The organism is Acidiferrobacter thiooxydans (assembly GCF_003333315.1).
In the GTDB taxonomy this organism is placed as follows: domain Bacteria; phylum Pseudomonadota; class Gammaproteobacteria; order Acidiferrobacterales; family Acidiferrobacteraceae; genus Acidiferrobacter; species Acidiferrobacter thiooxydans.
Genome location: NZ_PSYR01000002.1, coordinates 362,848 through 384,197, shown reverse-complemented (window position 1 = coordinate 384,197; position 21,350 = coordinate 362,848). Strand labels below are relative to the sequence as shown.

Annotated in this window: 15 protein-coding genes; 7 read left to right on the top strand and 8 right to left on the bottom strand. The window is 63.9% G+C overall.

Going from position 1 to position 21,350, the window contains the following annotated elements; all coding sequences use genetic code 11:
* The first annotated feature begins 26 nt into the window (after positions 1-26).
* Positions 27-704 carry a histidinol-phosphatase gene (locus tag C4900_RS08810; protein ID WP_065971426.1) on the top strand — a complete coding sequence of 226 codons (678 nt, stop codon included), beginning with the start codon at positions 27-29 and terminating at the stop codon, positions 702-704.
* 48 nt (positions 705-752) lie between these two features.
* Here C4900_RS08810 and C4900_RS08805 read toward each other — a convergent pair whose 3' ends face one another.
* The 3 genes from C4900_RS08805 to C4900_RS08795 form a co-directional block, all read right to left on the bottom strand.
* Positions 753-1,679, bottom strand: coding sequence for a cobalamin biosynthesis protein CobD/CbiB (locus C4900_RS08805; protein WP_065971427.1), 927 nt, complete (start codon positions 1,677-1,679; stop codon positions 753-755).
* 4 nt (positions 1,680-1,683) lie between these two features.
* Entirely contained in the window at positions 1,684-2,265 is a 582-nt protein-coding gene (gene ampD / locus C4900_RS08800) for a 1,6-anhydro-N-acetylmuramyl-L-alanine amidase AmpD (protein ID WP_065971428.1), read from the bottom strand.
* Positions 2,266-2,353: 88 nt separating this feature from the next.
* Positions 2,354-3,274, bottom strand: a complete 921-nt coding sequence (locus tag C4900_RS08795) for a LysR family transcriptional regulator (RefSeq protein ID WP_065971429.1) — start codon at positions 3,272-3,274, stop codon at positions 2,354-2,356.
* Between the two features lie 352 nt (positions 3,275-3,626).
* On the opposite strand from C4900_RS08795, the gene C4900_RS08790 reads away from it, so the two are divergent.
* From C4900_RS08790 to C4900_RS08775, 4 genes are all read left to right on the top strand, one after another.
* On the top strand, positions 3,627-4,271 hold the full coding sequence (locus C4900_RS08790; RefSeq protein WP_065971430.1) for a LysE family translocator: 645 nt from the start codon (positions 3,627-3,629) through the stop codon (positions 4,269-4,271).
* A 204-nt stretch (positions 4,272-4,475) separates the two neighbouring features.
* Positions 4,476-7,280 carry a putative bifunctional diguanylate cyclase/phosphodiesterase gene (locus tag C4900_RS08785; RefSeq protein WP_065971431.1) on the top strand — a complete coding sequence of 935 codons (2,805 nt, stop codon included), beginning with the start codon at positions 4,476-4,478 and terminating at the stop codon, positions 7,278-7,280.
* Positions 7,281-7,342: 62 nt separating this feature from the next.
* Positions 7,343-8,638: a DUF445 domain-containing protein gene (locus C4900_RS08780; protein ID WP_065971432.1), complete on the top strand. Its 1,296-nt coding sequence runs from the start codon at positions 7,343-7,345 to the stop codon at positions 8,636-8,638.
* Between the two features lie 288 nt (positions 8,639-8,926).
* Positions 8,927-10,351 (top strand): Do family serine endopeptidase, encoded by a 1,425-nt coding sequence (locus C4900_RS08775; protein ID WP_065971435.1) that lies wholly within the window; start codon positions 8,927-8,929, stop codon positions 10,349-10,351.
* A 665-nt stretch (positions 10,352-11,016) separates the two neighbouring features.
* Here the strand turns inward: C4900_RS08775 and C4900_RS08770 are convergent.
* The 3 genes from C4900_RS08770 to C4900_RS08760 all read right to left on the bottom strand — a co-directional run bounded on the left by C4900_RS08770 (position 11,017) and on the right by C4900_RS08760 (position 16,106).
* Complete coding sequence (locus C4900_RS08770) at positions 11,017-14,874, bottom strand: DUF3683 domain-containing protein (protein WP_114282965.1); 3,858 nt, start codon at positions 14,872-14,874, stop codon at positions 11,017-11,019.
* A gap of 245 nt (positions 14,875-15,119) precedes the next feature.
* Positions 15,120-15,734: an adenylyl-sulfate kinase gene (gene cysC, locus C4900_RS08765; RefSeq protein WP_211306861.1), complete on the bottom strand. Its 615-nt coding sequence runs from the start codon at positions 15,732-15,734 to the stop codon at positions 15,120-15,122.
* Positions 15,735-15,893: 159 nt separating this feature from the next.
* Positions 15,894-16,106, bottom strand: coding sequence for a hypothetical protein (locus tag C4900_RS08760; protein ID WP_170132488.1), 213 nt, complete (start codon positions 16,104-16,106; stop codon positions 15,894-15,896).
* Positions 16,107-16,829: 723 nt separating this feature from the next.
* Here C4900_RS08760 and atzF point away from each other — a divergent pair.
* Positions 16,830-18,635, top strand: coding sequence for an allophanate hydrolase (gene atzF / locus C4900_RS08755; RefSeq protein ID WP_411675227.1), 1,806 nt, complete (start codon positions 16,830-16,832; stop codon positions 18,633-18,635).
* Between the two features lie 153 nt (positions 18,636-18,788).
* Here the strand turns inward: atzF and C4900_RS08750 are convergent, their stop codons facing one another.
* The gene (locus tag C4900_RS08750) at positions 18,789-19,562 is read right to left on the bottom strand and encodes a transporter family protein (protein ID WP_065970599.1); all 774 of its coding nucleotides are present in this window, start codon (positions 19,560-19,562) and stop codon (positions 18,789-18,791) included.
* 689 nt (positions 19,563-20,251) lie between these two features.
* Between C4900_RS08750 and C4900_RS08745 the strand changes: the two genes are divergently transcribed.
* On the top strand, positions 20,252-20,473 hold the full coding sequence (locus C4900_RS08745; protein ID WP_065970601.1) for a hypothetical protein: 222 nt from the start codon (positions 20,252-20,254) through the stop codon (positions 20,471-20,473).
* A 53-nt stretch (positions 20,474-20,526) separates the two neighbouring features.
* On the opposite strand, the gene C4900_RS08740 is transcribed toward C4900_RS08745, so the two are convergent.
* Positions 20,527-21,321, bottom strand: coding sequence for a hypothetical protein (locus C4900_RS08740; RefSeq protein WP_065970603.1), 795 nt, complete (start codon positions 21,319-21,321; stop codon positions 20,527-20,529).
* Between the last annotated feature and the right edge of the window lie 29 nt (positions 21,322-21,350).

The following is a 21,350-nucleotide window of genomic DNA, read 5'->3' as shown; positions in this document are numbered from 1 at the left end:
CCGGCTACGGCAATGAGAGGGGAGAATTGGCGCTCGCACTGTTTGACTTGGACAACACCCTGCTCGCCGGTGACAGCGACTACTCCTGGGGACGATTCCTGGTCAGCGCAGGGGCCGTAGACGGCCCGCGCTACGAGCACGCCAATGCCCAATTCTATGAGGCCTACAAGGCCGGCACGCTCGACATCGCGGAGTTCCTGGCGTTTGCCCTGGAGCCCTTGCGCCGCCTTCCACGCCCGCAACTCTTTGCTTGGCGCGCGCGTTTCATCGAGGAATGTGTGCGCCCGATGATCAAACCATGGGTGGCCCCGCTGCTTCAAAGCTATCGGGCGCAGGGGGCAACGCTTGCGCTCGTCACGGCAACCAACGACTTCGTGACCGCGCCCATAGCCGAGATCCTCGATATTCCGCATCTCGTCGCCACCGTAGCCGAGCAGCGCGACGGGCGCTTTACCGGCCGCCCGCACGGCATACCCTGCTTTCGCGAGGGCAAGGTCATGCGCGTACGGTCATGGATGGCAGACCACGGTCTGACGTTCACAGACAGCGTGTTTTATAGCGACTCGCACAATGACCTGCCGCTCCTGGAGGCGGTGTCGCGGGCGATCGCCGTTGACCCGGACCCGGTCCTGCTCGCAACCGCCACGGAACGTGGGTGGGAGGTCTTACGCACGGACCCGCCTGCGCAGGCCCTGTTGGCCTAGGTGCCCTGATCAGCGATCACCGCAAGGCCGGTTGTTCTGAACCCATTCTCAGCCGAAAACGCCGAACAGGCGGGCCCCAGCCATCAACAATGCCACCGCCAGCCAAAATAGCAGCACACGCCAAAGCAGCGCCACGGCGCGGCGGATATCCGCGGCATTGACGACGAAGCCGCGCACCGCCGGCGGCCCTGATATATCCTCTTCCTCGGGCTCCTCGCAGGCACTCATGTGCATGGCACCAAAGCCCGAGGCCAGAAGCGGGCCGCTGTTGATATCGGACCACATGCCCGCCTGTCGCCGCCAGCAGTGCAAGGCATCCTCGAAGCTGCCCATGATGCCGTAACTGAGCGCCGTAATGCGCGCTGGCACCCAGCCCAGCAGGTCATCGAGACGCGCCGCCGCCCACCCGAATTCCGCGAACTGGGCACTACGGTGACCCCATAGGCGATCGAGCAGCGCGGCCAGGCGCTGCAGCACGACCGCCACAGGACCAAAGAGAATGAACCAGAAAAGCGGCGCCATGATTGCGGTGTTGGCGTGCTTCAAGACCGCCTCGACCGTGGCCTGGGCAATGGACGATTCTGTCACATCTCCGGTGGTCTTGCCGGTCATCGTCTCAAGATGGCTGGCGGCCATGAGGATATCGCCGGCCTCCAGCGACTCCGAAACACCCACCGCCTGACGGGTCAGCCGATACAGGTCCAAACACAGGTAAAGGACCAGGATGTCGAAGATGTAGACCAGGGAGTAGCTGATATGACTGAGCACATAGCGGATCAGCGCCACCCCGAGCAAGACCGGGCCTGCCACCACGAGCACCGCCGCCAGACCCTGCCCGCGGGTCCCACCATTGAATCGCTGCTCTACGCTGCGCGCCCAGTCCTCGTACCATAGAAACGGCGGCGCCCGGCCACGATCGGGGAACAAGCGATCGAGCGCGACCGCAAAGAGTATGATGATCAGCGTGATTGCCATCGCCCTAGCCCTCCCCTCGCGATACCCCGTCACCTACGGAACGTAATGCGCGGCGATATCGGGCCCAGTCGAAAAACGGTCCGGGATCGGTCTTGCGCCCGGGAGCGATCTCCGAATGCCCATAGAGCCGCTCGCGGGTGATCGCCGGATAGTGCCGCATGAGCGCCTCGGACACTGTCTGCAAAGATCGGTACTGAGCATCCTCGAACGGGCCGTGATCCGTGCCCTCGAGCTCTATGCCCACCGAAAAGTCATTGACACGTTCGCGCCCTTCGCATCGCGATACGCCAGCGTGCCACGCCCGATCCTCGAAGGACACGAATTGCACGACCTCGCCATCGCGGCGGATGAATACATGCGCCGAGACCCTCAGTCCGCGAAGATCGGCATAACCTTTAGCCCCGGTATCCAGGGTGTTCATGAAGAGTCGCTCCACGTCCCGCCCGCCATAGCGGCCCTCGGGTAGACTGATTGCATGAATGATCACAACCTCCACGACCATGCCGGGCGGCCGGGCATCACAATTGGGCGAGGCCGCGCGCCGTACCCCGTCAAGCCACCCCTGCGCATCGATCGTGCCGATCATAAGGTCACCATCCTCATGCCCTGCACCATTGTACTGTCTTGCCTCTTACGCGTTAAATCCACGCCCCGCTCCGCCAGCACCTGCCCGATCACGGACCGACGCTGCGCGGGGCCGCGTACACCCCGGCGCGCATCATGTCTTCAAGGACCACGAGAAACGCCTCGCCGGGGCGGCTGAGCGGCCCCTGATAGATTACCGACAGGGACTGCACGATGCGCGGCACGACCGGCCGCGTGCAAAGATCCGGGGGCATGGCCGACAATGCCGACACAAAACCTACGCCGAGTCCACAGCGAACGGCCTCGCGTACCGCCGCGCCGGCACTGAACTCGTAACGGATCTCAGGCTCCATGCCGGCCTGGCGAAAGGCCGCCTCGACGCGATCACGGGTGCCGGAACCGGGCTCCCGCCAGACCACCGATACACCTGCCAACTCGCTCAGCGCCACCGGCTCGTCCTCCGGTCTTTGGGCCAAAGGATGGTCGGCGTTCAAAAGTATGCGGATATCGGTCTCGATCAGGGTCTTGCCCTTGAGCCCGGGGACCGATTCCGGCAGGACCGCGTCCTCCACGAATGCCAGATCTGCAACATCGATACGCCGGCGCGCCTCTTCAGAATTCCCGGACTGCAGCCGCACGGTAATCATCGGGTAGCACTTCTGAAAGACCGCCATCGCGCGCAACAGCAGAAACTCGGCGTTGGTCTGGCTGGCTACCAGCAACAGACTCCCCTGCATGAGGCCCTGCACATCGGTCCGTAATGCCTCGGCATCGCTGAGCGCCCCCTCAATCTGAGAGGCGATACGCAGCAAGCGCTTACCCAAGGCGGTTGGGGTCACGCCCCGCCCGTGGCGTCGATAAAGCGGCTCCCCCAGCCACTCCTGGAGCCGTCGCAGCTGATTGGAGACCGCAGGTTGCGTAAGACCCAGGGTATCGGCAGCGCCATTGATGCTCCCCATGCGCGCCACTACCGTCCAGGTCAAAAGGAGTTGAGGATCGGGCCTTGCCATGACGCACCACTCGGAAATGGCCATAAGGGCCATACGGGGACTGTACACTGCCGCCTGTCACGGGGCTATCTTGACAAGGCCGCCGGCATCGGCCCTCTCCACTTCGCACCTATGCGCGCGGCCGTATAAACCCTCTCAACCCGCCGAACGCGGCGGCCACGGCCTCGCAGCGCCCATCGCCAGCAAGATCTGCCCTCCGTTCTCTTCTGGCCTTTCCCGCCCAGCCGTTTTACGATAGCGCCCCGGCGGACCGCCAGGCCCGCCCAGGGGGGCCGCGGCCCGAATACAACAATGGATAGCGATCCGCACGGCAGGACCGCGCACAACAAGGGCGGCCGAGCCGAGGAGTGGCGTGGAACCGTTTTTTTTAGGGCTTATCGTCGGCATCATCACATCCGCACCCATCGGACCAGTCGGCCTGCTCACCATTCAAAGGACCTTGGCACATGGACGCCTTGCCGGCATGTTGAGCGGCGCGGGGGCCGCCACGGCCGACGCATTCTATGCCGGACTCGCGGACTTGAGCTTGAGCGTGGTCTCCAATTTTCTTGCCAGCGCACGCTTCTGGATTCATCTCGGGGCCGGCATCCTGTGCCTGTGGTTTGGCGGCCGCGCGTTTTTCTTTCGGCCACGACGACGGGCCCCCGCGCACCGCTACGGGAGGGGACCCGGCGTGCTCTGGACGTTCGTATCGTCGCTCCTGCTCACGCTTGCAAACCCCCTCACCATCCTGTTTTTCATCGTGGTATTCACGACCCTGCAGATGGACCACTCGAGCCTACCGCGTCTGCTGTCATTGGTCGCCGGGATATTTTCCGGCTGTCTTTTGTGGTGGATTGCACTCAGTCTCGTGACAGCCCGCCTCCATACACACCTCGAATCGCGCACCCTTATCCTCATAAACCGTGTGTCGGCGATCTTCATTATCATTCTCGGGGTCGTCGCCTTGGGTAGCGCTGGCCACTTTCTGATGAGTCCCCGGATCCCAAAACCCTGATCTTGCGATCGATAAGATGGCGATACGAGACCGTCGTCTAGGGGGCGCAGGCCCGCAGGCGCCGGTGCCGCTGCCCGAAGAATAACGCCAAGGCTTTCCCGAAACGCCAAAATACGCCACAATCGCCCGCAGGGAGACCGCTCGTCCCAGTGCGGGGTCTGTGATAGGCCGGCCGACGAGGCAGGAACCATAACGAACAAAACCATGAACCGTCACCGCCAAGCACCGGCCAGCGCGCGCGCCTCGCGGGCGCCACGCACGCTGCGCGCTGCGCGCATGGACCCAAGTCCGCCCTTGCGGGTCGCGCTCCTCACCGAACAGCTGCGCCTCTTTGGTCGCCGTTACGGCTGGCAGGTGTTGGCCAACCTCGTTGTGGCGACCGCCTGCCTGCTGCTCTTCGCGCGCTCAGTGGGCGCCTGGGACAAGACCCTTTGGTGGACCGGGCTTGCGATCAACGGCATCCTGAGGTTTTTTCCCGTCCGGCTGACGCGCGCCGACTGCGGACTGGACGTCGCCGCGCGCCATCGACGACTCGTGGCCCACCTGCTTATCGACGGCCTTTTGTGGGCGCTGCTGATCCTGGCCGTACCTTATCCCCGCAACAGTATCAATCCCCCGTTTCTGGTGGCCATAGTGACCGGGCTGATCTCAGGCCCGATCCCGTTTCTCAGCGTGCTGCCCGGCGGCTACGAGGCCTTCGCCATCGCCCCGGTACTGGCGCTCGCTTGGCGCGAATACGCGGGCCGAGGCGGCAGTGCCTTTGGTGTCTCCATGGCGCTTGCCGTGGTGGTCTTACAGGCCTTCGCCACCAAGATCGCGCATCTGAACGGCACCGCTGTCCGCGAACGCATTCTGCGCGATTTTCGGCTGCAAGGCCTATTACGGCGATCCCGACGCCGTGAGGCCGCCGTACACGCGCTGCTCGAGGCCTCCCCCGACCTCATCGGCCTGCTCGACGCCGAGGGCCGCTGGCAACTCGCCAACGGCGCCGCCCTGGAGGCCTTCGGGATAGCGCGCGAAGACCTGATCCATGTCGAGCCGCAACGTCTCCTGGAACAGGTCCCCGATACCCCAACCCGCGAGAGTCTGGGTGATTTTATGCGGACCTCCGAGGGTACGGTGCGCGAGGAGATCCTATTGCGCCGTGCCCACGCCACACCGCGGGTCCTGGATTTATTACGCTGCGCACTACCAGGCGCTGTCGGTGGTGGCTCGCTTTTGATCGCCCGCGACGTCACCGCCCAGAAACGCGAGGCCCTGGCCCGGCAGCTGCGCGATCGCCTTACCGATGCCTCGCTGCGCGGCGAGAGTCCCGATAGGTCCCTGGGTACGGTCCTAGACAGCATCGCCGAATACCTCGATCTTCTCTGGATCGCGATGGCGCGCATCGACAAGGTCGGGACGCCGCTTAGTGTGGCCCAAGGGGGGCGCTTGCATCTCGATGCGCAAAGCGCGCTCACGCTCGCGCTCTCGCCGGCCGACCCCCCCTATCGCATCGTCTACCCGCTTGCCCACAACGGGATCCACTACGGCGCCATAGCCTACCGTCCGCTCGTTCCCGAAGCCCTGTCGAACGAGGCCAAGGAATGGCTGGCGCGTCTGTCATGGGATGTGGGTTCGGCCTGCGAGCTCGATGCCGCCCAAACCCGACTGCGTACGCTCGCCCACTACGACGAGCTCACGGGCCTTCCCAACCGCGCCCTTTTTCTGCGCCTGCTAACCGAGACCATGGAACGGGCCGCGCACGTCGATGCCCTGCAAGCCGTGCTGTTTCTGGACCTCGATCGATTCAAGGACATCAACGACCTACTCGGTCATGCCGCCGGCGACCGATTGCTACTGGAGGTCACCGCGCGTCTGCGCCAGACCGCGCGTGCAGGCGATGTCGTGGCGCGCTTGAGCGGCGACGAGTTTGCGGTCATCTTGCGCGACGCGGCACGCATGTCCGACATCGAAACCGTGATCACACGACTGCTCACGGCGATGCGTACCCCGATACGCATCGGCACAGACCAGGTCTCGACCCAGGCCAGCATCGGCCTTACGATCTATCCGTTTGATGACAGCGACCCTCAGACGCTTTTGCGTCACGCCGACCTTGCCATGTACGAGGCCAAGCGCCAAGGACGCAATCGCTGGTCGATATTCGAGCACTCCCTGGATCGGGCCACGCGCGATCGCCAGTCCCTTCAAAAGCGCCTACGCACGGCCCTCGCCGAAGACCGTTTCGCGCTTCACTACCAACCGCAAGTCGAACTCGCCACGGGACGCATCGCCGGGATGGAGGCCCTGCTGCGCTGGCGGGATCCCGAGGAACAGCCGCAATCCCCGGAGGTGTTCGTGGCGATCGCCGAGGAATCAGGCCTCATCATACCGCTCGGCGAGTGGGTGCTTCAGGAGGCATGCCGACAACAAAGGCGCTGGATGGATCAGGGCCTTACGCTGCAGATCGCCGTCAACCTGTCACCCAGCCAATTCCAGGATCCGGAGATCCACCACCGTGTCTGCGAGGTGCTGCGTGCCAGCGGTACGGCGACCCACCACATTGCCCTTGAGATCACCGAACGCGCCGCTTTCGCCGATCCCGAACGCGCCCGCCGCACCCTGGACGCGTGGTGTCAACGGGGACTGCAGTTTGCCATCGATGACTTCGGCACGGGACAGGCGTCGCTCAGCTATCTGACAGACCTGCCCACCGCGCTCATCAAGATCGATCGCGGCTTCATCGCCCCGCTTCCCGAAGACCCGCAGCACCGCGCCATCGTCGAAGGCGTCATCCACATGGCGCATCAGTTGGGACGGCCGGTGCTCGCCGAAGGCGTGGAGACCATGGCCCAGTGGGAGTGGCTGAAGGCCCAGGGCTGTGACCTCGCGCAAGGCTATGCGATTGCCCGCCCCATGCCCGCCGAGGCCGTGCCCGACTGGCTCGCCACATGGCTGCAGGACCGCTCGCTAAGCCACGAACAAGGCATCTTCGTGGCCGCCCAGCGCACCGCCGTCCTCATCTGATCGCAGACTGCCCGAAAACCGGCGACAAAGCACGGCCGCCCCGCTATCCTTAGCCGGTGCCCATGACTGCCACCGGCCCGACCCCAAAACGTTCGAACGACTCGCTAAAGCGCGCGCGATTGCGCACCGCACGCCTGTCGGCCTTCGCCCTGCTCGCGGGCGCCGGCGCGCTGTACACGACGGCGCGCTATTTTCAGCCGGGACGCCCCTGGCTTGGCTTCGTGGCCGCATTCAGCGGGGCGGCTATGATCGGCGCCCTGGCCGACTGGTTTGCGGTAGTGGCGCTGTTCCGCCACCCCTTTGGCCTACCCCTGCCGCATACCGCCATCATCGCCGCCAACAAAGAGCGCATCGCCGACAGCCTCGGGGAGTTCATCCAGTCGCGATTCCTGTCCACCGACAAGATCCTGGAGGGCGTCCACACATTCGGACCCGGCCGGCGCATCGCCAAATGGTGCCTACGCGAGGAAAACATCGAGCGCATCCAGATCTACCTCGGCCACATCGCGCGCCGTCTCCTCACTACGATCGATCCCCGGCAGGCGCGCGCCTTTCTCGCCGATGCCCTGGCCTCTAGCTTCGCGACCCTGGATACTGGCGCACTCGCGGGACGTATCCTGGATACGCTCGCCGAGGACCGTCGCCATCAATGGTTGCTCGACGAAGCCCTTACCCAGCTCTATCAATTCCTGCAACACGACGACGTGCGTCAGGAACTCGTCTACGCCATAGCGCGCCAGATGGACTTCGTGCCCTCCACTTGGAATCTCGACGAACGCGTGGGTCGCGCCATACTCCAGCGACTCTATGATGCCCTGCAGACCGTCTTGCAGGCGGTCCGCGAGGATCATGATCACGTGTTGCGCCGCCGCTTCGACGAGGCTGTGACCGACATCAGTAACAAGCTGAAGAACGACGCGCCTTTTCGCGCACGCATCAAGACCATGCAGGCCGAACTCGTCCACAACCCCGAAATGGAGATCGCGTTCGCGGCCCTTTGGGATGGGCTCCAGGGGTGGCTCTTAGGGCAACTCGAAGAGCGGCCCGGACAGGCGGAGACGACGCGCACGCTCGCGGTTGTGATCCGCGAGCTAGTGGCCTCGTTTGCCGACCGCCCGCCGCTCCACGCATGGATAGAGACCCAAATCGCGTCCTATGCCCCGCCGCTTATCGAGCGCTACCGGCGCACCCTGGGGCTTTTCATAGCCGCTCAGGTCAAGGCCTGGGATGACACCTTCTTGATCGACCAGATAGAACTCAATATCGGTCGCGACCTGCAATTTATCCGCATCAACGGCACCCTGGTCGGGGGTATCGTGGGTCTTATCCTCTACACGGTCACTCGTCTTGTCCGTTGATCACCCCATCGCCCCGACAAGAACCCGGCCGCATGGGCCGGTTCGCGCCCGCCTTTAAGCCTCCCCTTGGGACATGGCGCCCGCCGCGCTATCATAGACGCTTAGTGGTCGTTTTTTGGCGATGGGGGAACAACCGGCTTCGAGCGCACTCAAAGCCGTGAGCAGGCGCGTGTTTCCGGTAGCTTCGGCATTCGCGGACCCAGCACCGAAGGCCCGTGAGTCTCGATGACGCATTCGCGGCGCCGACCATACGCAGCCTTATACGATTTTATCGACGAGGAGATCGACATGGGTCACTTGAAAGACCGACCGCACCGGCGGCGGTGGGAAACGGTCGTGCTGGCGGCAGGATTTGTGGGGGGTACTGCCTGGCAAGCGGCCGCCGCGCAGCCGCTGGTCGGACTTCCCGACTTCACGCCGATCATCCAGCACTACGGGGCTGCGGTGGTGAATATCAGCAGCACCAGCACAAAGACCGTCCACGGGGCGCTGCCGACTGACCCCGTGCCGCCGAATTCGCCGTTCTACCCGTTCTTCCGGCGGTTCTTCTCGGGCCCGAACACCGCGCCCTCGCAGAAGGAAAAGGTGGAATCGCTCGGCTCAGGCTTCATCATCAGCCACTCGGGCTATATCGTGACCGCCGCGCATGTCGTACGCGGCGCGAGCCACATCGTCGTCGGGCTGTCCAATCACCATGTCTACAAAGCCAAGATCGTGGGCCTGTCGGTGCGTTACGATACCGCCCTATTGAAGATCAAGGGTCATGACCTGCCCACCGTACCGCTCGGCAACTCCAATCAGCTGCAGGTAGGGCAGTGGCTGCTCGCCGTGGGCGCGCCCTTTGGTTTTTACAACACCGTGACGCAGGGCGTCGTGAGCGCCATCAATCGTCCGCTTTCCGACGACGAGTACATCCCCTTCATCCAAAGCGACGTACCGATCAACCCAGGCAACTCCGGCGGTCCGTTGTTCAATATGGAAGGGCAGGTGGTTGGCATCAACGACCAGATCTACACCAGCAACGGCGGCTACATGGGGTTGTCATTCTCGATCCCGATCAATACCGCCATGCGCGCCGTTCATGCCTTCGAACATCACCAGGCGATCCGTTTCGGCTGGCTCGGGGTGGATGTCCAGGGCGTGAGCAGCGAGATGGCGCGCGCCATGCGTCTGAAGGAGCCGGTCGGTGCGCTGATTGCAAGCCTCGCGCACGACGGCCCGGCCGCCAAGGCCGGCCTTAAGCCCGGTGATGTGATCATGACGTATGACAACAAACCGGTGTACAGCGTGGGGCAACTCCCGCCGCTCGTGGGTAACACGAGCCCGGGCACGCGCGTACCGGTAGGCATCATGCGCAACGGTCATCCACTCACCATAGATGTCCGGATAGGCACGCTCCCGAAGAACCTGCGTCATCCGGGTAGCCACAACGTCACGCTGTCGCGTATGCACATGGAAGTGGGCCCGCTCACCCATGAGGCGCTGAGCGACATGGATATTCATCATGGCGTGGTGGTCTTGACCGTCGAGCCGGGTCCGGCGGAAAACGCCGGTATCGCGCCGGGAATGGTGATCCAGGAACTCAACGGCGTGGCCATCACCTCGCCAAGCCAGATCGCGCACTTGGTGGCTAACCTGCCCGCGCACACACCGATCCCCGTGCTCGTGCGTCGTGGCAAGGAAAGCGCCTATGTGGTCGTGACCTTGCCTTAAGCCAAAGACCCGGTGCCCTCGGGGGGGAGCGAGACCCTCGCATCAATAGCACGTGACAGGATAGGGTGGGCTCGGAGCCCACCCTAAGCCCGGCCGGGTCGCCAAACGGCGAGGCAGGTCCTAGGTCCACCAGGGGGTCGGCGATCGTCGGATAGCGCACGGCGCTTCAAGAGGCCCCTAGGGCTTTGGGCGCGCGGAGGCAATGGCGCCAGCCTTGAGACCGCCGGTGAGGGCCGGCACGCCCGCGGTGTTGGGTCGCGATCGAAGGGTGATAGGCGCAATGCATCCCGGGCGATGCCCTGCGCGGTGTGATGCCCACCGCCGGGCAGGCCACCTGGGTGCGTCAGGTCAGCGCAAGAGGGACTATCGGGGCGCGATCGGGACGGGATGTGTCACCGGCGGTCCCGCGTGCCTGTTCGCGCCCCCTGTCCCCAAAACGGGCTTACCCCCGTAACGGTCCTGCCTAGGGCGTGGGTCCATCCGGCCAAGGGGCCACTTTAAAGGGGGTCCTGTGGCCGCCAGGGCCGTGACGCCGGCCTGATAGGAAGGGGGCCTGTAAGACACCGGGGGCTGGAAGAGCCTCGGGCGGTTCGCTTTTGATAACCGAACGACCGGCCTCCCTCAGCTTACGATGGCCCGGATAGGCATCCGCAGCCCGTAGATCCTCACAGCAAGACGCGCTCTATGCCGCCTGCCTTCGCGGCGTCGGCGAAACGCTGTTGCCAGCCCGCGCCCAGGTGTTTATTGGCGATCTCGACTACGATGTAATCCGCATCGAGACCGGTATCCTCGCGATAGCGGCTGAGACCTTGAAGACAGGCCGGGCACGACGTCAGTATCTTCACGTCCCCGGAGGCGGCATCCGCCTCCCCTTTGCTCATGATCTGCAAGCCCTTTTTCAATTCCTCTTCCTTACGAAAGCGCACCTGCGTCGCGATATCCGGCCGCGAGACAGCGAACGTACCGGCCTCCCCGCAGCAGCGATCCGAAAGCGTCACCGGGCTCCCCATCAGCGCGCTTGCCACCGCCACCGGGTTATGGGTCTTCATCGGCGTATGGCATGGGTCGTGGTACAGATATCGCACCCCTGACACCCCATCGAGCGACACCGATTTCTCCATCAAGTATTCGTGGATATCGAGCAGCCGGCAGCCCGGGAAGATCTGCTCGAATTCATACTTCAAGAGCTGGTCCATGCACGTCCCGCACGACACGATGACCGTCTTTATGTCGAGATAGTTGAGGGTATTGGCCACCCGATGAAACAGTACACGGTTATCGGTCGTGATCTGCCGACCCCTAACATCATCCCCCGCGGCCGTCTGCGGATAGCCGCAACAGAGATAGCCTGGCGGCAATACCACCTGCGCCCCCACATCGTAGAGCATGGCAAGCGTCGCCAGCCCCACTTGACTGAAAAGTCGCTCCGAGCCACAACCCGGAAAGTAGAAGACCGCGTCCGAATCCTCGGTCACCTTGGCCGGGTCGCGCAGGATCGGTACGGTCTTCGCGTCCTCGATGGCGAGCAGCGCGCGCATGGTTTGGCGCGGGACATCGCGCGGCAGAGGCTTTTTCAGGAAATGAATTACCTGTGACGAAACCGGCGTCTTGCCGGTGGTAGCCCGTGGGCGCGTCGGCCGCCCGATCGCGCTTAGCTTCACCGCCACCTCGTGGCCGAGGCGCTGAGCCTTGAAGCCCCATTCGATCATGCCCTTGCGCAGTGCGCGAATGGTGCCGGGGTCTGTGGCATTCAAAAACGCCATGGACGCGCGCGTACCGATGGCCATACGCTTATGGCCACGCGTGCGCAGGATCTCACGCATGCGGATCGATACGTCCCCGAAATCGATATCAACCGGACAGGGGTTCAGGCATTTGTGGCACACCGTGCAATGATCTGCGATATCGTTCATGCCATCGAAATGATGGATCGAGATCCCACGCCGGGTCTGTTCCTCATAGAGGAAGGCCTCGATGATAAGGCCCGTCCCGAGAATCTTGTTGCGGGGCGAGTACAGCAGATTGGCACGCGGCACATGCGTCGTGCACACTGGCTTGCACTTTCCACAACGCAGACAGTTGCGTATCGCGTCATTCAAGGCCCCGAGCTCACTGCGCTCGAGAATCAGCGCCTCCTGGGACACAAGGCGCAGAGACGGTGTATAGGCCCGGTCCAGGCCGGAACCGGGCATGAGCTTGCCGCGGTTGAAATGTCCATTGGGGTCCACACGCTGCTTGTAGGCGGCGAATGCCGCGATCGCCTCCGGCTCCAGATAGCGGATCTTCGTGATGCCGATACCATGCTCGCCCGATATCACGCCGCCAAGACTGACCGCCAGATGCATGACGCGCTCGACGATACGATCGGCCTCGCGCATCATCTCGTAATCATTGGAGTTCACTGGAATGTTGGTATGCACATTGCCGTCCCCGGCATGCATATGCAATGCTACGAAAAGCCTCTTGACTAGCACATCGGCATGAATCGCCTGGAGGCGATGGCGCACCGCCGCCAGCTCCTGGCCACCGAAAATATCCTCGAGAATGCGTCCCACCTCGTGTCGATAAGAGATGCGTACATCGCGCCGCAGCAATAACGCGATCAGCCGCTCGCCGGGCCGTATACGCCCAGCTTCATCCGCACTGAGTAGATCGGCGCACGCATCAGCGGGCCGATCAAGCCCCGCAAGGATTCCGGCCCAGCGGTGCACGACAGCGCGCAGGTGCGCCACCGCCGTCTCGGTCTTGGCCGTCAAGATGGCGGTATTTTCCACGCTTGTCTCATAGTCCGAGGCCAGCGCCTGCGCCGGTCCACCCTCGGTCAGATAGGCGATAACCGCCTCCACCGCCATGATCTTATTGGCCAGAGACTGTTCGATATTGATGCGCTCGACACCTTCACTATAATCGGCGAGGCGCTCGATAGGGATCACCACATCCTCATTGATCTTGAAGGCGTTGGTGTGAGCGGCAATGGCGGCGGTCTTGGCACGGTCTGCCCAGAAGCGCCGCCTAGCCTCGGCGGTCACCGCCACATGACCCTCGCCGCCGCGGCTGTTAGCGATACGCACGATCGCCGCCGCCGCCTCACCCACGCGTCTATCGTCGTCGCCTGCGATATCGCACAAAAGGACCATCTTCGGGCGGTCGCGGCGCGGTGCCTTGGTGCTGTAGCGCACCGCGCGCAGATAGCGCTCGTCTAGGTGTTCGAGCCCGGCGAGCATGACCCCAGATACGGTCCCCGGATAAGCCTTGATCGCAGTGATCGCCGACACCGCCTCGCGCAGATCGGATCCGAAGAACTCAAGACACACAGTCCGCAGATGTCGCGGCTTCTCGTGCAATATGAACACTGCCGAGGTGATGATGCCGTCGCAGCCCTCCTTCTGGATTCCCGGCAGGCCGGAGAGAAACTTGTCGGTCACGTCCTTTCCGAGGCCTTCCTTGCGCAACGAGCGTCCCGGGATGCGCAACACCTCGGAGGGCCCGGTGGCAGTGCGTCCGTCGGCGCGCGTACGGCTTACGCGGAACACGACCTCATCTTGCTCATGGATCTTGCCGAGGTTATGGTGCTCGCGCTCCACGGTCAGCCATTCGCCTTGCGCGGTCACCATACGCCAGGAGGCGAGATTATCGAGCGTCGTGCCCCACATCACCGCCTTCTTGCCACCGGCATTCATGGCCACGTTGCCGCCTATGGTGGCGGCGTCCTGCGAGGTCGGATCGACCGCAAACGACAGCCCGGCGGCCTCCGCAGCCTCCGTGACCCGCAGAGTAACGGTACCGGCACCGGCACGTATCGTCGGCACGCGCCGGTCGACGCCCGGCAGGTGCCGCCAGACGACCTCACCGACGTCATCGAGCTTCTCAGTATTGATAATCGCGGTGTCGGCAAACAGCGGCACCGCACCCCCCGTATAGCCGGTCCCACCCCCCCGCGGGATGATGGTCAACCCAAGCTCTATGCATCCCTGCACCACCCCCACGACCTCGTCCTCGGTATCCGGGGTAATCACCACGAAGGGCAGCTCTACCCGCCAGTCGGTGGCATCGGTCACATGCGCGGCGCGCGCGTAACCGCTGAAGTCGATATTGTCGCGGTGGGTGACGTGCGACAACACCCGCAGGGCCTGCTTACGCTTTGCGCGCTCCTGCGGAAAGCCCTCCTCGAAGGCATGAACGGCCGCGCGCGCCGCCGATGCCAGCGCCAACGCCTCGGCATTCCCGTGGGCGCGTGCCACGATCTGATCGAGGCGGTGGTGCAACGCGGACACCAGCGACCCCAGGCGCGGCTCATGGCGCAAGAGGTCGTCCTGGATAAAGGGATTGCGGCTTACCACCCACATATCCCCCAGCACCTCGAACAACATGCGTGCAGAACGCCCTGTCACACGCACCGCGCGCAGCGCATTCAACGTCTCCCACATCTGCGGCCCGAGGAATCGCGTGACGATCTCGCGGTCGGAAAACGAGGTGTAGTTGTACGGAATCTCCCGGATTCGGGCAGTAGACGATGGGCTCATCGGGTGCTTACAAGGGGCGTGGTCGCGTCATTACGGTATGGTAGTCTAGCACGAACCGGGCGCGCATCGCCGGGTGGGCGCATCAGCCCGCGATTCTTCAATACGAAGCCATCATGCGCGAAACACCCGGTGGCCGGGTAGCAAGTCCCGTATGCGAGCCTCTGTGCCACCTTTTGGGTACCTCTCCTCGCGACGGGCGCGCTATCGGATATCCATGATCGGTGCCCATCGAGGAGGGCTACGCATCAGCCGGTGGTCTTGTGTCCCGCCGAATACAGGAAGCGCCGTTCCTGCAGGATAGCCATGACATGCCTGACCCCGGCGGCCACATCCTCGATCTCGGTACGCACGCGAATATCGGGTGCAAGCGGCTTTTCATAAGGGTCATCGACACCCGTGAACAACTCCATGTCGCCGTCCAGGGCGCGCGCATAATGGCCCTTGGGGTCGCGCGCCACGCAGGCCGTGAACGGCGTATCCATGTGGATCTCGAGAAACACGCCGCCGGCCTCTTCGACCAACGCGCACGCCCGGGCCCGGGCATCGCGGTACGGCGAGACCGCCGCCACCACGGCGATACCCCCGTGGCGCACGATCAGGCTCGCGGCATAACCGATGCGACATACATTGTCGTAACGGTCTTGGCGCGTGAACCCCGCACCCTGCGAGAGGAACTGACGCACGATATCGCCATCGAGTATCGTCACGATGCGCCGGTCGCTGACATCAAGCTCCCTGGCTACGGCACGGCTCAGCGTACTCTTGCCGCTCCCCGGCAGTCCCGTAAACCACAGTGCCAGCCCGCCCCCCGCGCCCTCGACGTCCGCCGCCTGTCCCGCTCGCGATCGCCCCTTCCCCACCGTGATCCTCCCCTTGAGTTGACGTTGACAGCCATGTCCGCCGCTCCCAGCGGGCGATGGCATCGACGCGTCAGACAATACCACAGCGCGTGCGAGAACGCGGCCCTCCCCCCATGAACCTCTCAAGAAACATTTCTTAACATATTGATTGACTTTCTGTCATGAAGTGTCCGGTTGGCCCGGCACGGGCTTCATGCCCATCGTGTCGGCGCGCTGCACCCGATGCCCGAGCGCCCGTTCGCGATAGCGTTCCTCGTAGACAAAAACGGATTCATGACCGGGGCACGAACTCAACCAAAAAGAGCAGGCGCCGCTTCCCTCCAGACGTTGCACCCACAGCGCAAGCCGGTCTGATCCCAATAGAGGATCCACATAGTCCCGTCTGCGGTTGGTGCAAAGAAAGAGGGCACCGGTCAGAGAGGAAGCCATCCCTTGCTTCACCGATGTCGTCGGTCCTTCGTCCGGCGCGATCACCGCGGCCTTTCGGCCCGGTGCCGCCCAGGCGGACTCCACCACACGAAGCCAAGGCGCAATCACGCCCGTGCGGCGGCCCTGCCGGCACGAACCTGTTCCGTGGCCGCGTCGATGACAGTCGCGCCTTGGGAAACGGCACGCTGTCAAACGGGCGAGTCGCCGATCCCGCTCCGTCTTTGTTCGGTGTCGGCTGTGCGCGCCGAGCGCGCCATACCGCTAACGCGCCGCTGAGCCGGGACTATCATCGCTTCGCCCGGCGGCCATGCCGCAAGCCCCGGCCGCATCCCCGCCTTCCTCCTGTGCCGCGCGATCTTGTAGCCGGGCCTTGGGGTTCGGCCGCGACACTTTCTCTCATGCGACCATAACGGGTCTGTCGGTCTCTATTGGTTCGTGGTCCATCAAGTGGTAGAAGGCACCATGGCGCTGGGCCGCTCCCACGGTCCCGCGCTCCGGCCCGGCCCGTCTGCCCCACAATAGGGCGCGCGCGGGCGCCACGTCGTCACCGAGCCCGTCCGATAACGTCCTAAAAAGGGGCACGCTGGCGCGCAAGCCCCCCTACCAACCGTCCAGGCACCGTTCTTGCTAGGCGTCGCTCATATGACCCAAACAGGAACACTGATGATGACGGGGCCTTGCATAGGCTGGACCATTGACGAGTGGCAACAGGGCTATCGGAACGGGGAGGTCACACCCACGACCTTGAGCGCATACCTTGCGCAGATCCCCGCGCATGACCCGGCCTGGATCACGCTCTGCGATAACACGCGTCTCGCCGCCCAATTCGCCGCGCTTGAAGAACGGCTCGCGCTGGTCGGTCCGGCCTCCCTGCCCTTATACGGGGTGCCTTTTGCGGTCAAGGACAACATCGACGTGGCCGGCTGGCCGACGACCGCCGCCTGCCCGGAATTCCGCTATATCGCGCAGACGACCGCCCCGGTGGTGGCACGCCTTCAGGCCGCCGGCGCCATCCTCATCGGCAAGACCAACATGGATCAGTTCGCCACCGGGTTGAGCGGTACCCGCTCACCCTACGGGATAGTACCGAACGCCTTGAATCCCGCCTATATCGCCGGTGGATCGAGTTCGGGATCGGCATCGGTCGTCGCGCGCGGCCTTGTGCCCTTCGCGCTCGGTACCGACACCGCCGGCTCCGGACGCGTCCCGGCCGCCTACAACCACATCGTGGGGCTAAAGCCCACCCGCGGATGGTGGTCCACACGGGGCGTCGTGCCGGCCTGCCGCACACTCGACTGCGTCTCGGTGTTTGCGCTCACCGTAGCCGATGCCGCGCACATCGCGGCGATCGTAGCCGGCCCCGATGCCGAGGACCCATACTCCCGCGAAGACCCGCAACGGGCCGCACCCGGCCCCAGCGACCCCATGACACTCGCCATCCCTGATACCCTTGAGTTTTTCGGGGACCATCAGGCCGCGCGCGCATTTGCCACCACCGTCGAGACCTTAAAGAGTCTGGGCGCGCGCATCGAGACCATCGACTTCGCACCGTTTCGTGCCCTCGCCGATCTCCTCTACCAGGGGCCATGGGTGGCCGAGCGCATCGCGCCCCTTACTGCGTTTCTCGAACGCCAGCCGGCGGCACTTCACCCGGCGGTACGCGCCGCACTGGCCGGCGCCATGAACTTCTCGGCCTGCGACGCCTTTCACGGCGAACACGAACGCGCGCGCCTGAGCGCCCTCATCGCCCAAACCCTGCGTGGGTTCGATGCCCTGCTCGTCCCGACCGCGCCCACCATCGACACCATCGCCGACATGACCCGCGATCCCGTGGGTCGCAACACACGGCTTGGGTTCTATACGAACTTCGTAAACCTCGCCGATCTGTGCGCGCTCGCAGTCCCCGGGGCGTTCCGTGAGGATGGGCTGGCAAGCGGCGTGACCTTCATCGCCCCGGCATGGCACGATCAGGTGCTTGCGGCCCTCGGGCAGATCTTGGAACGTCACCTCGATGCACCGCTCGGTGCGACCGGCCGGCCCTTCCCCTCGCGCGCCCCCCAGGCCCTGCCCACCTTGTGCCCAAGCGTCTCCTTGGCGGTGGTCGGTGCCCATATGCGGGGCCTACCGCTAAACGGGGCATTGACGTCCCGCCAGGCGGTGTTCCGCGAACGCACGCGCACCGCATCATGCTATCGGCTTTACGCCCTCCCCGGCACGCCGCCCCGACCGTGCCTGGTGCGCGAGGCGCACGGCTCCGCGATCGAGGTCGAGATATGGGACATCCCGCTCGGCTACTTCGGGGCCCTGGTCGCCGAGGTGCCGGCGCCTCTGGCCATAGGAACCGTAATGCTTGCGGACCAGCGCGCGGTCAAGGGCTTCATCGCGGAGGCCGTCGCGGTACAGGGCCTTACCGATATCACCGCCTGGGGCGGCTGGCGCGCCTATCTCCAGGACCGGAAGGCGGCCCGTTGATCACCTCGCGGCCCCGCGGCATACCGCAGGCGCATACGAGGTCCTGGGAACGCTCGTGGTACGGCCGCCCGCGACCTGCCGGCGCATCCCAGCCGCGACACGCGCCCCGCTGGCGCGCCCCAGGCGTACCCTCCGGCCCGTGAGACGGCCGACTCAGAACACGATCTGTCCGCCCACACCCCCGCCAAGACCCGCGCTGCCGTGGCTCAACCCCTTATCCAAATACACCTGCACACCACTCCCGGCGGCCGTGACGTCGTAGTTCCAGGCGAGTATCGCATCCGAGGGGCCGGCGTATCCGGCCTGTTCCGACTGTGCGCCCGCGTACATGGCGGTCACGACATTGCGCGCCGTCGTGTCGATGCTGACACCGGCATCGTAGGTGGCGATATTCCGTAGGCCTTGCCCTGGAGGACTACCGACGAAGCGATAGCCGATATGGGCGAACGGAAACACATTGGTGCCTATCGTGGTATCGAGCCCGACCCCCAGTTCATAATCGTTGCGTCCGGTACCGAGGCCCTTGCGCACCGATGCCGTCCCGAACTTGATCTTGAGATAGGGGACGACGGCGGGCCTTAGGCCCCGCTCGGGCAGCACGGTGACATGGGTCGCGAGCCAGATATCTCCGAGACCGCTGGCGCTTGTCGTACGGCCACTTTGGGTACGTGCCGCCAGGGTGGCGTTCGTGAGCTTGGCGCCGACCGGCAGATTGGCAACCGAGATATAGGGGACCGTGAGTTTCACGCGCAGGCCCGGGGTCCGATACTGCAGGTAGGTCGGGTCATAAAAGATCCCAATGGTGTGCCGCGTCCCGTAGTGGCCCTGGTAATAGGAGGGCATGTTGCCAAGCGTCCAGGGATGGGCCGCCCATGCCGACTGACATACGAGCACGGCCGCCAACAACCCTCGTCCCCCTAACCGCATCACCCCTCCCCTGGTTCGTACCTGACCGCTCGGTGGCCTCGTCAGTATAATCGCGACAAGCTCGAGCGGCGACCGCTACCTCGAGCGCCCCAGGACTCTACCGCACACCCCGTCGCGGATAAGGCAGAGGGGCATAGGATCATGACTTCACCCGGGACCACGCAGCGGGCTGGCCTTCAGGAGGGATCTCCGGGCTCTGACCGCGATCGCAGCCGACGAACCGCAGGGCCTAGGGGACCCTATTGGGCGGCCTTGGCCCCGGGATCGCGGAGATGGCAGCGCTCAGGACTTCGCGTCTTATGCGCTCACGCCCCATCGGGGACTTCCCGCCCCGGGAATCTGGGCGGCCGCACCGCCGCAGTCCTGCCAGGGCGGCGCCCCTGCCCTATCCGCCCCGGAATCGCGGGCGATGGGTCGGGGTGTGCGCGCGGTCGCAAAGAGATACCGGGGCTTCGCTGATGGCGCGCCTCATTGTCCCACTGGGGCTTGCGCCATCGTGCCCTATGGGCTTGTGGAGGGGCCCGATCCGGGGCGCCCTCACAAACACTGTAACGCCCAATACTCAAGACAGGGCCGGATGTGTTAGCAACACCTGTCGGGATCCGTGCGCAGTGCCGAGTGATCGGCATCTCGACTACAATCGGGTCTTGTCCTGGTAAAATCAGGCGATTGTCCACGAATCGGCAGACATGACGACAAAGACATTCGGCGCGTCGACCCTCTATTGGCTGATCGGTATCACACCGATCACGTCTGCCATCATCTATTTCGCGTTTCGCGTCTTTGGAATCGACATAGGCGTGCGCGGCGTACTCCTGATGGTCGTCCTGCTGCTCATCATCAAGATCGCCCTCTGGTTCATTCTGCGCATCTTCTATTTACGGACACGCGACAACGACCATTACGGTTAAAGGGCACCGCGTTCACCGCCGTCGTACGCACGGAACCCGGATCGTACTTTGCATCAACGGATATGATCATGGGCACCCAGATGTGTCAGGCAGTACTCGTGATACCCGGCGCATTTCGAGCAAAAACGGAACTCGAGCCGCGGGTCGTCTTGTTCGGTTGCCCCGCATACGGTACAGCGATGGATCGGGGCGGCGGCTCCGGCCCGGATACTGGCGCGAAACCGGCCACGTTGCGGGCCGAAAGCGATACCCGCCCGGACCCGGCGCTTCAGGTCGCGGCCAAAGAACGCAAAATAGTTCAACAGCGACACGCCCACCATGATCTTGGCGGGTAGCGGCTCAAACACGACCGTGAATGCTACCGCCAACCACGCCAGCCAGGCGAGATACTTGACCTTCACAGGTATCACGAAAAACAACAGTATGCTGAACTCGGGATCTATGGTCGCAAACGCCAGGAATATCGAGAGATTGAGGTAAGTGGCTGTGGCGCTCGCCCCGGCCAGAAAGGCACCCAGGATACTGAGGGCAACGCCGCTGAAGTAGTAGACATTGAAGCGAAAGTTGCCCCATTCTTCTTCAAGCCGGGTGCCGAGCAGATAATAGAAATAGAGGATGAAAAACACCCATATCGAAAACGAGGGCGGGATGACGACGAAACTCACAAGCCGCCAGACCTCGCCCTGGGCAATCAGCATTGGGTCAAAACGCAGATTATCTATGATGTGCGCGCCTTGGGGTGTACGCGCCAATAAAAACACGACACCCTGGGCACCCACGACGTATGCCATAAGATTGGCGATGGCGTAACGCCCAAAGCGCCTTTCGAGCCTGCTCATTACCCCCACGCGAACCCTCCTTTTTCGCCAGTGCCCGA

Coding starts and splice junctions, on each gene's coding strand:
- C4900_RS08805 (WP_065971427.1), bottom strand. CDS start 1,679: ATGGCAATCACGCTGATCATCATACTCTTTGCGGTCGCGCTCGATCGC.
- ampD (WP_065971428.1), bottom strand. CDS start 2,265: ATGATCGGCACGATCGATGCGCAGGGGTGGCTTGACGGGGTACGGCGC.
- C4900_RS08795 (WP_065971429.1), bottom strand. CDS start 3,274: ATGGCAAGGCCCGATCCTCAACTCCTTTTGACCTGGACGGTAGTGGCG.
- C4900_RS08785 (WP_065971431.1), top strand. CDS start 4,476: ATGAACCGTCACCGCCAAGCACCGGCCAGCGCGCGCGCCTCGCGGGCG.
- C4900_RS08780 (WP_065971432.1), top strand. CDS start 7,343: ATGACTGCCACCGGCCCGACCCCAAAACGTTCGAACGACTCGCTAAAG.
- C4900_RS08775 (WP_065971435.1), top strand. CDS start 8,927: ATGGGTCACTTGAAAGACCGACCGCACCGGCGGCGGTGGGAAACGGTC.
- C4900_RS08770 (WP_114282965.1), bottom strand. CDS start 14,874: ATGAGCCCATCGTCTACTGCCCGAATCCGGGAGATTCCGTACAACTAC.
- atzF (WP_411675227.1), top strand. CDS start 16,830: ATGACGGGGCCTTGCATAGGCTGGACCATTGACGAGTGGCAACAGGGC.
- C4900_RS08750 (WP_065970599.1), bottom strand. CDS start 19,562: ATGCGGTTAGGGGGACGAGGGTTGTTGGCGGCCGTGCTCGTATGTCAG.
- C4900_RS08745 (WP_065970601.1), top strand. CDS start 20,252: ATGACGACAAAGACATTCGGCGCGTCGACCCTCTATTGGCTGATCGGT.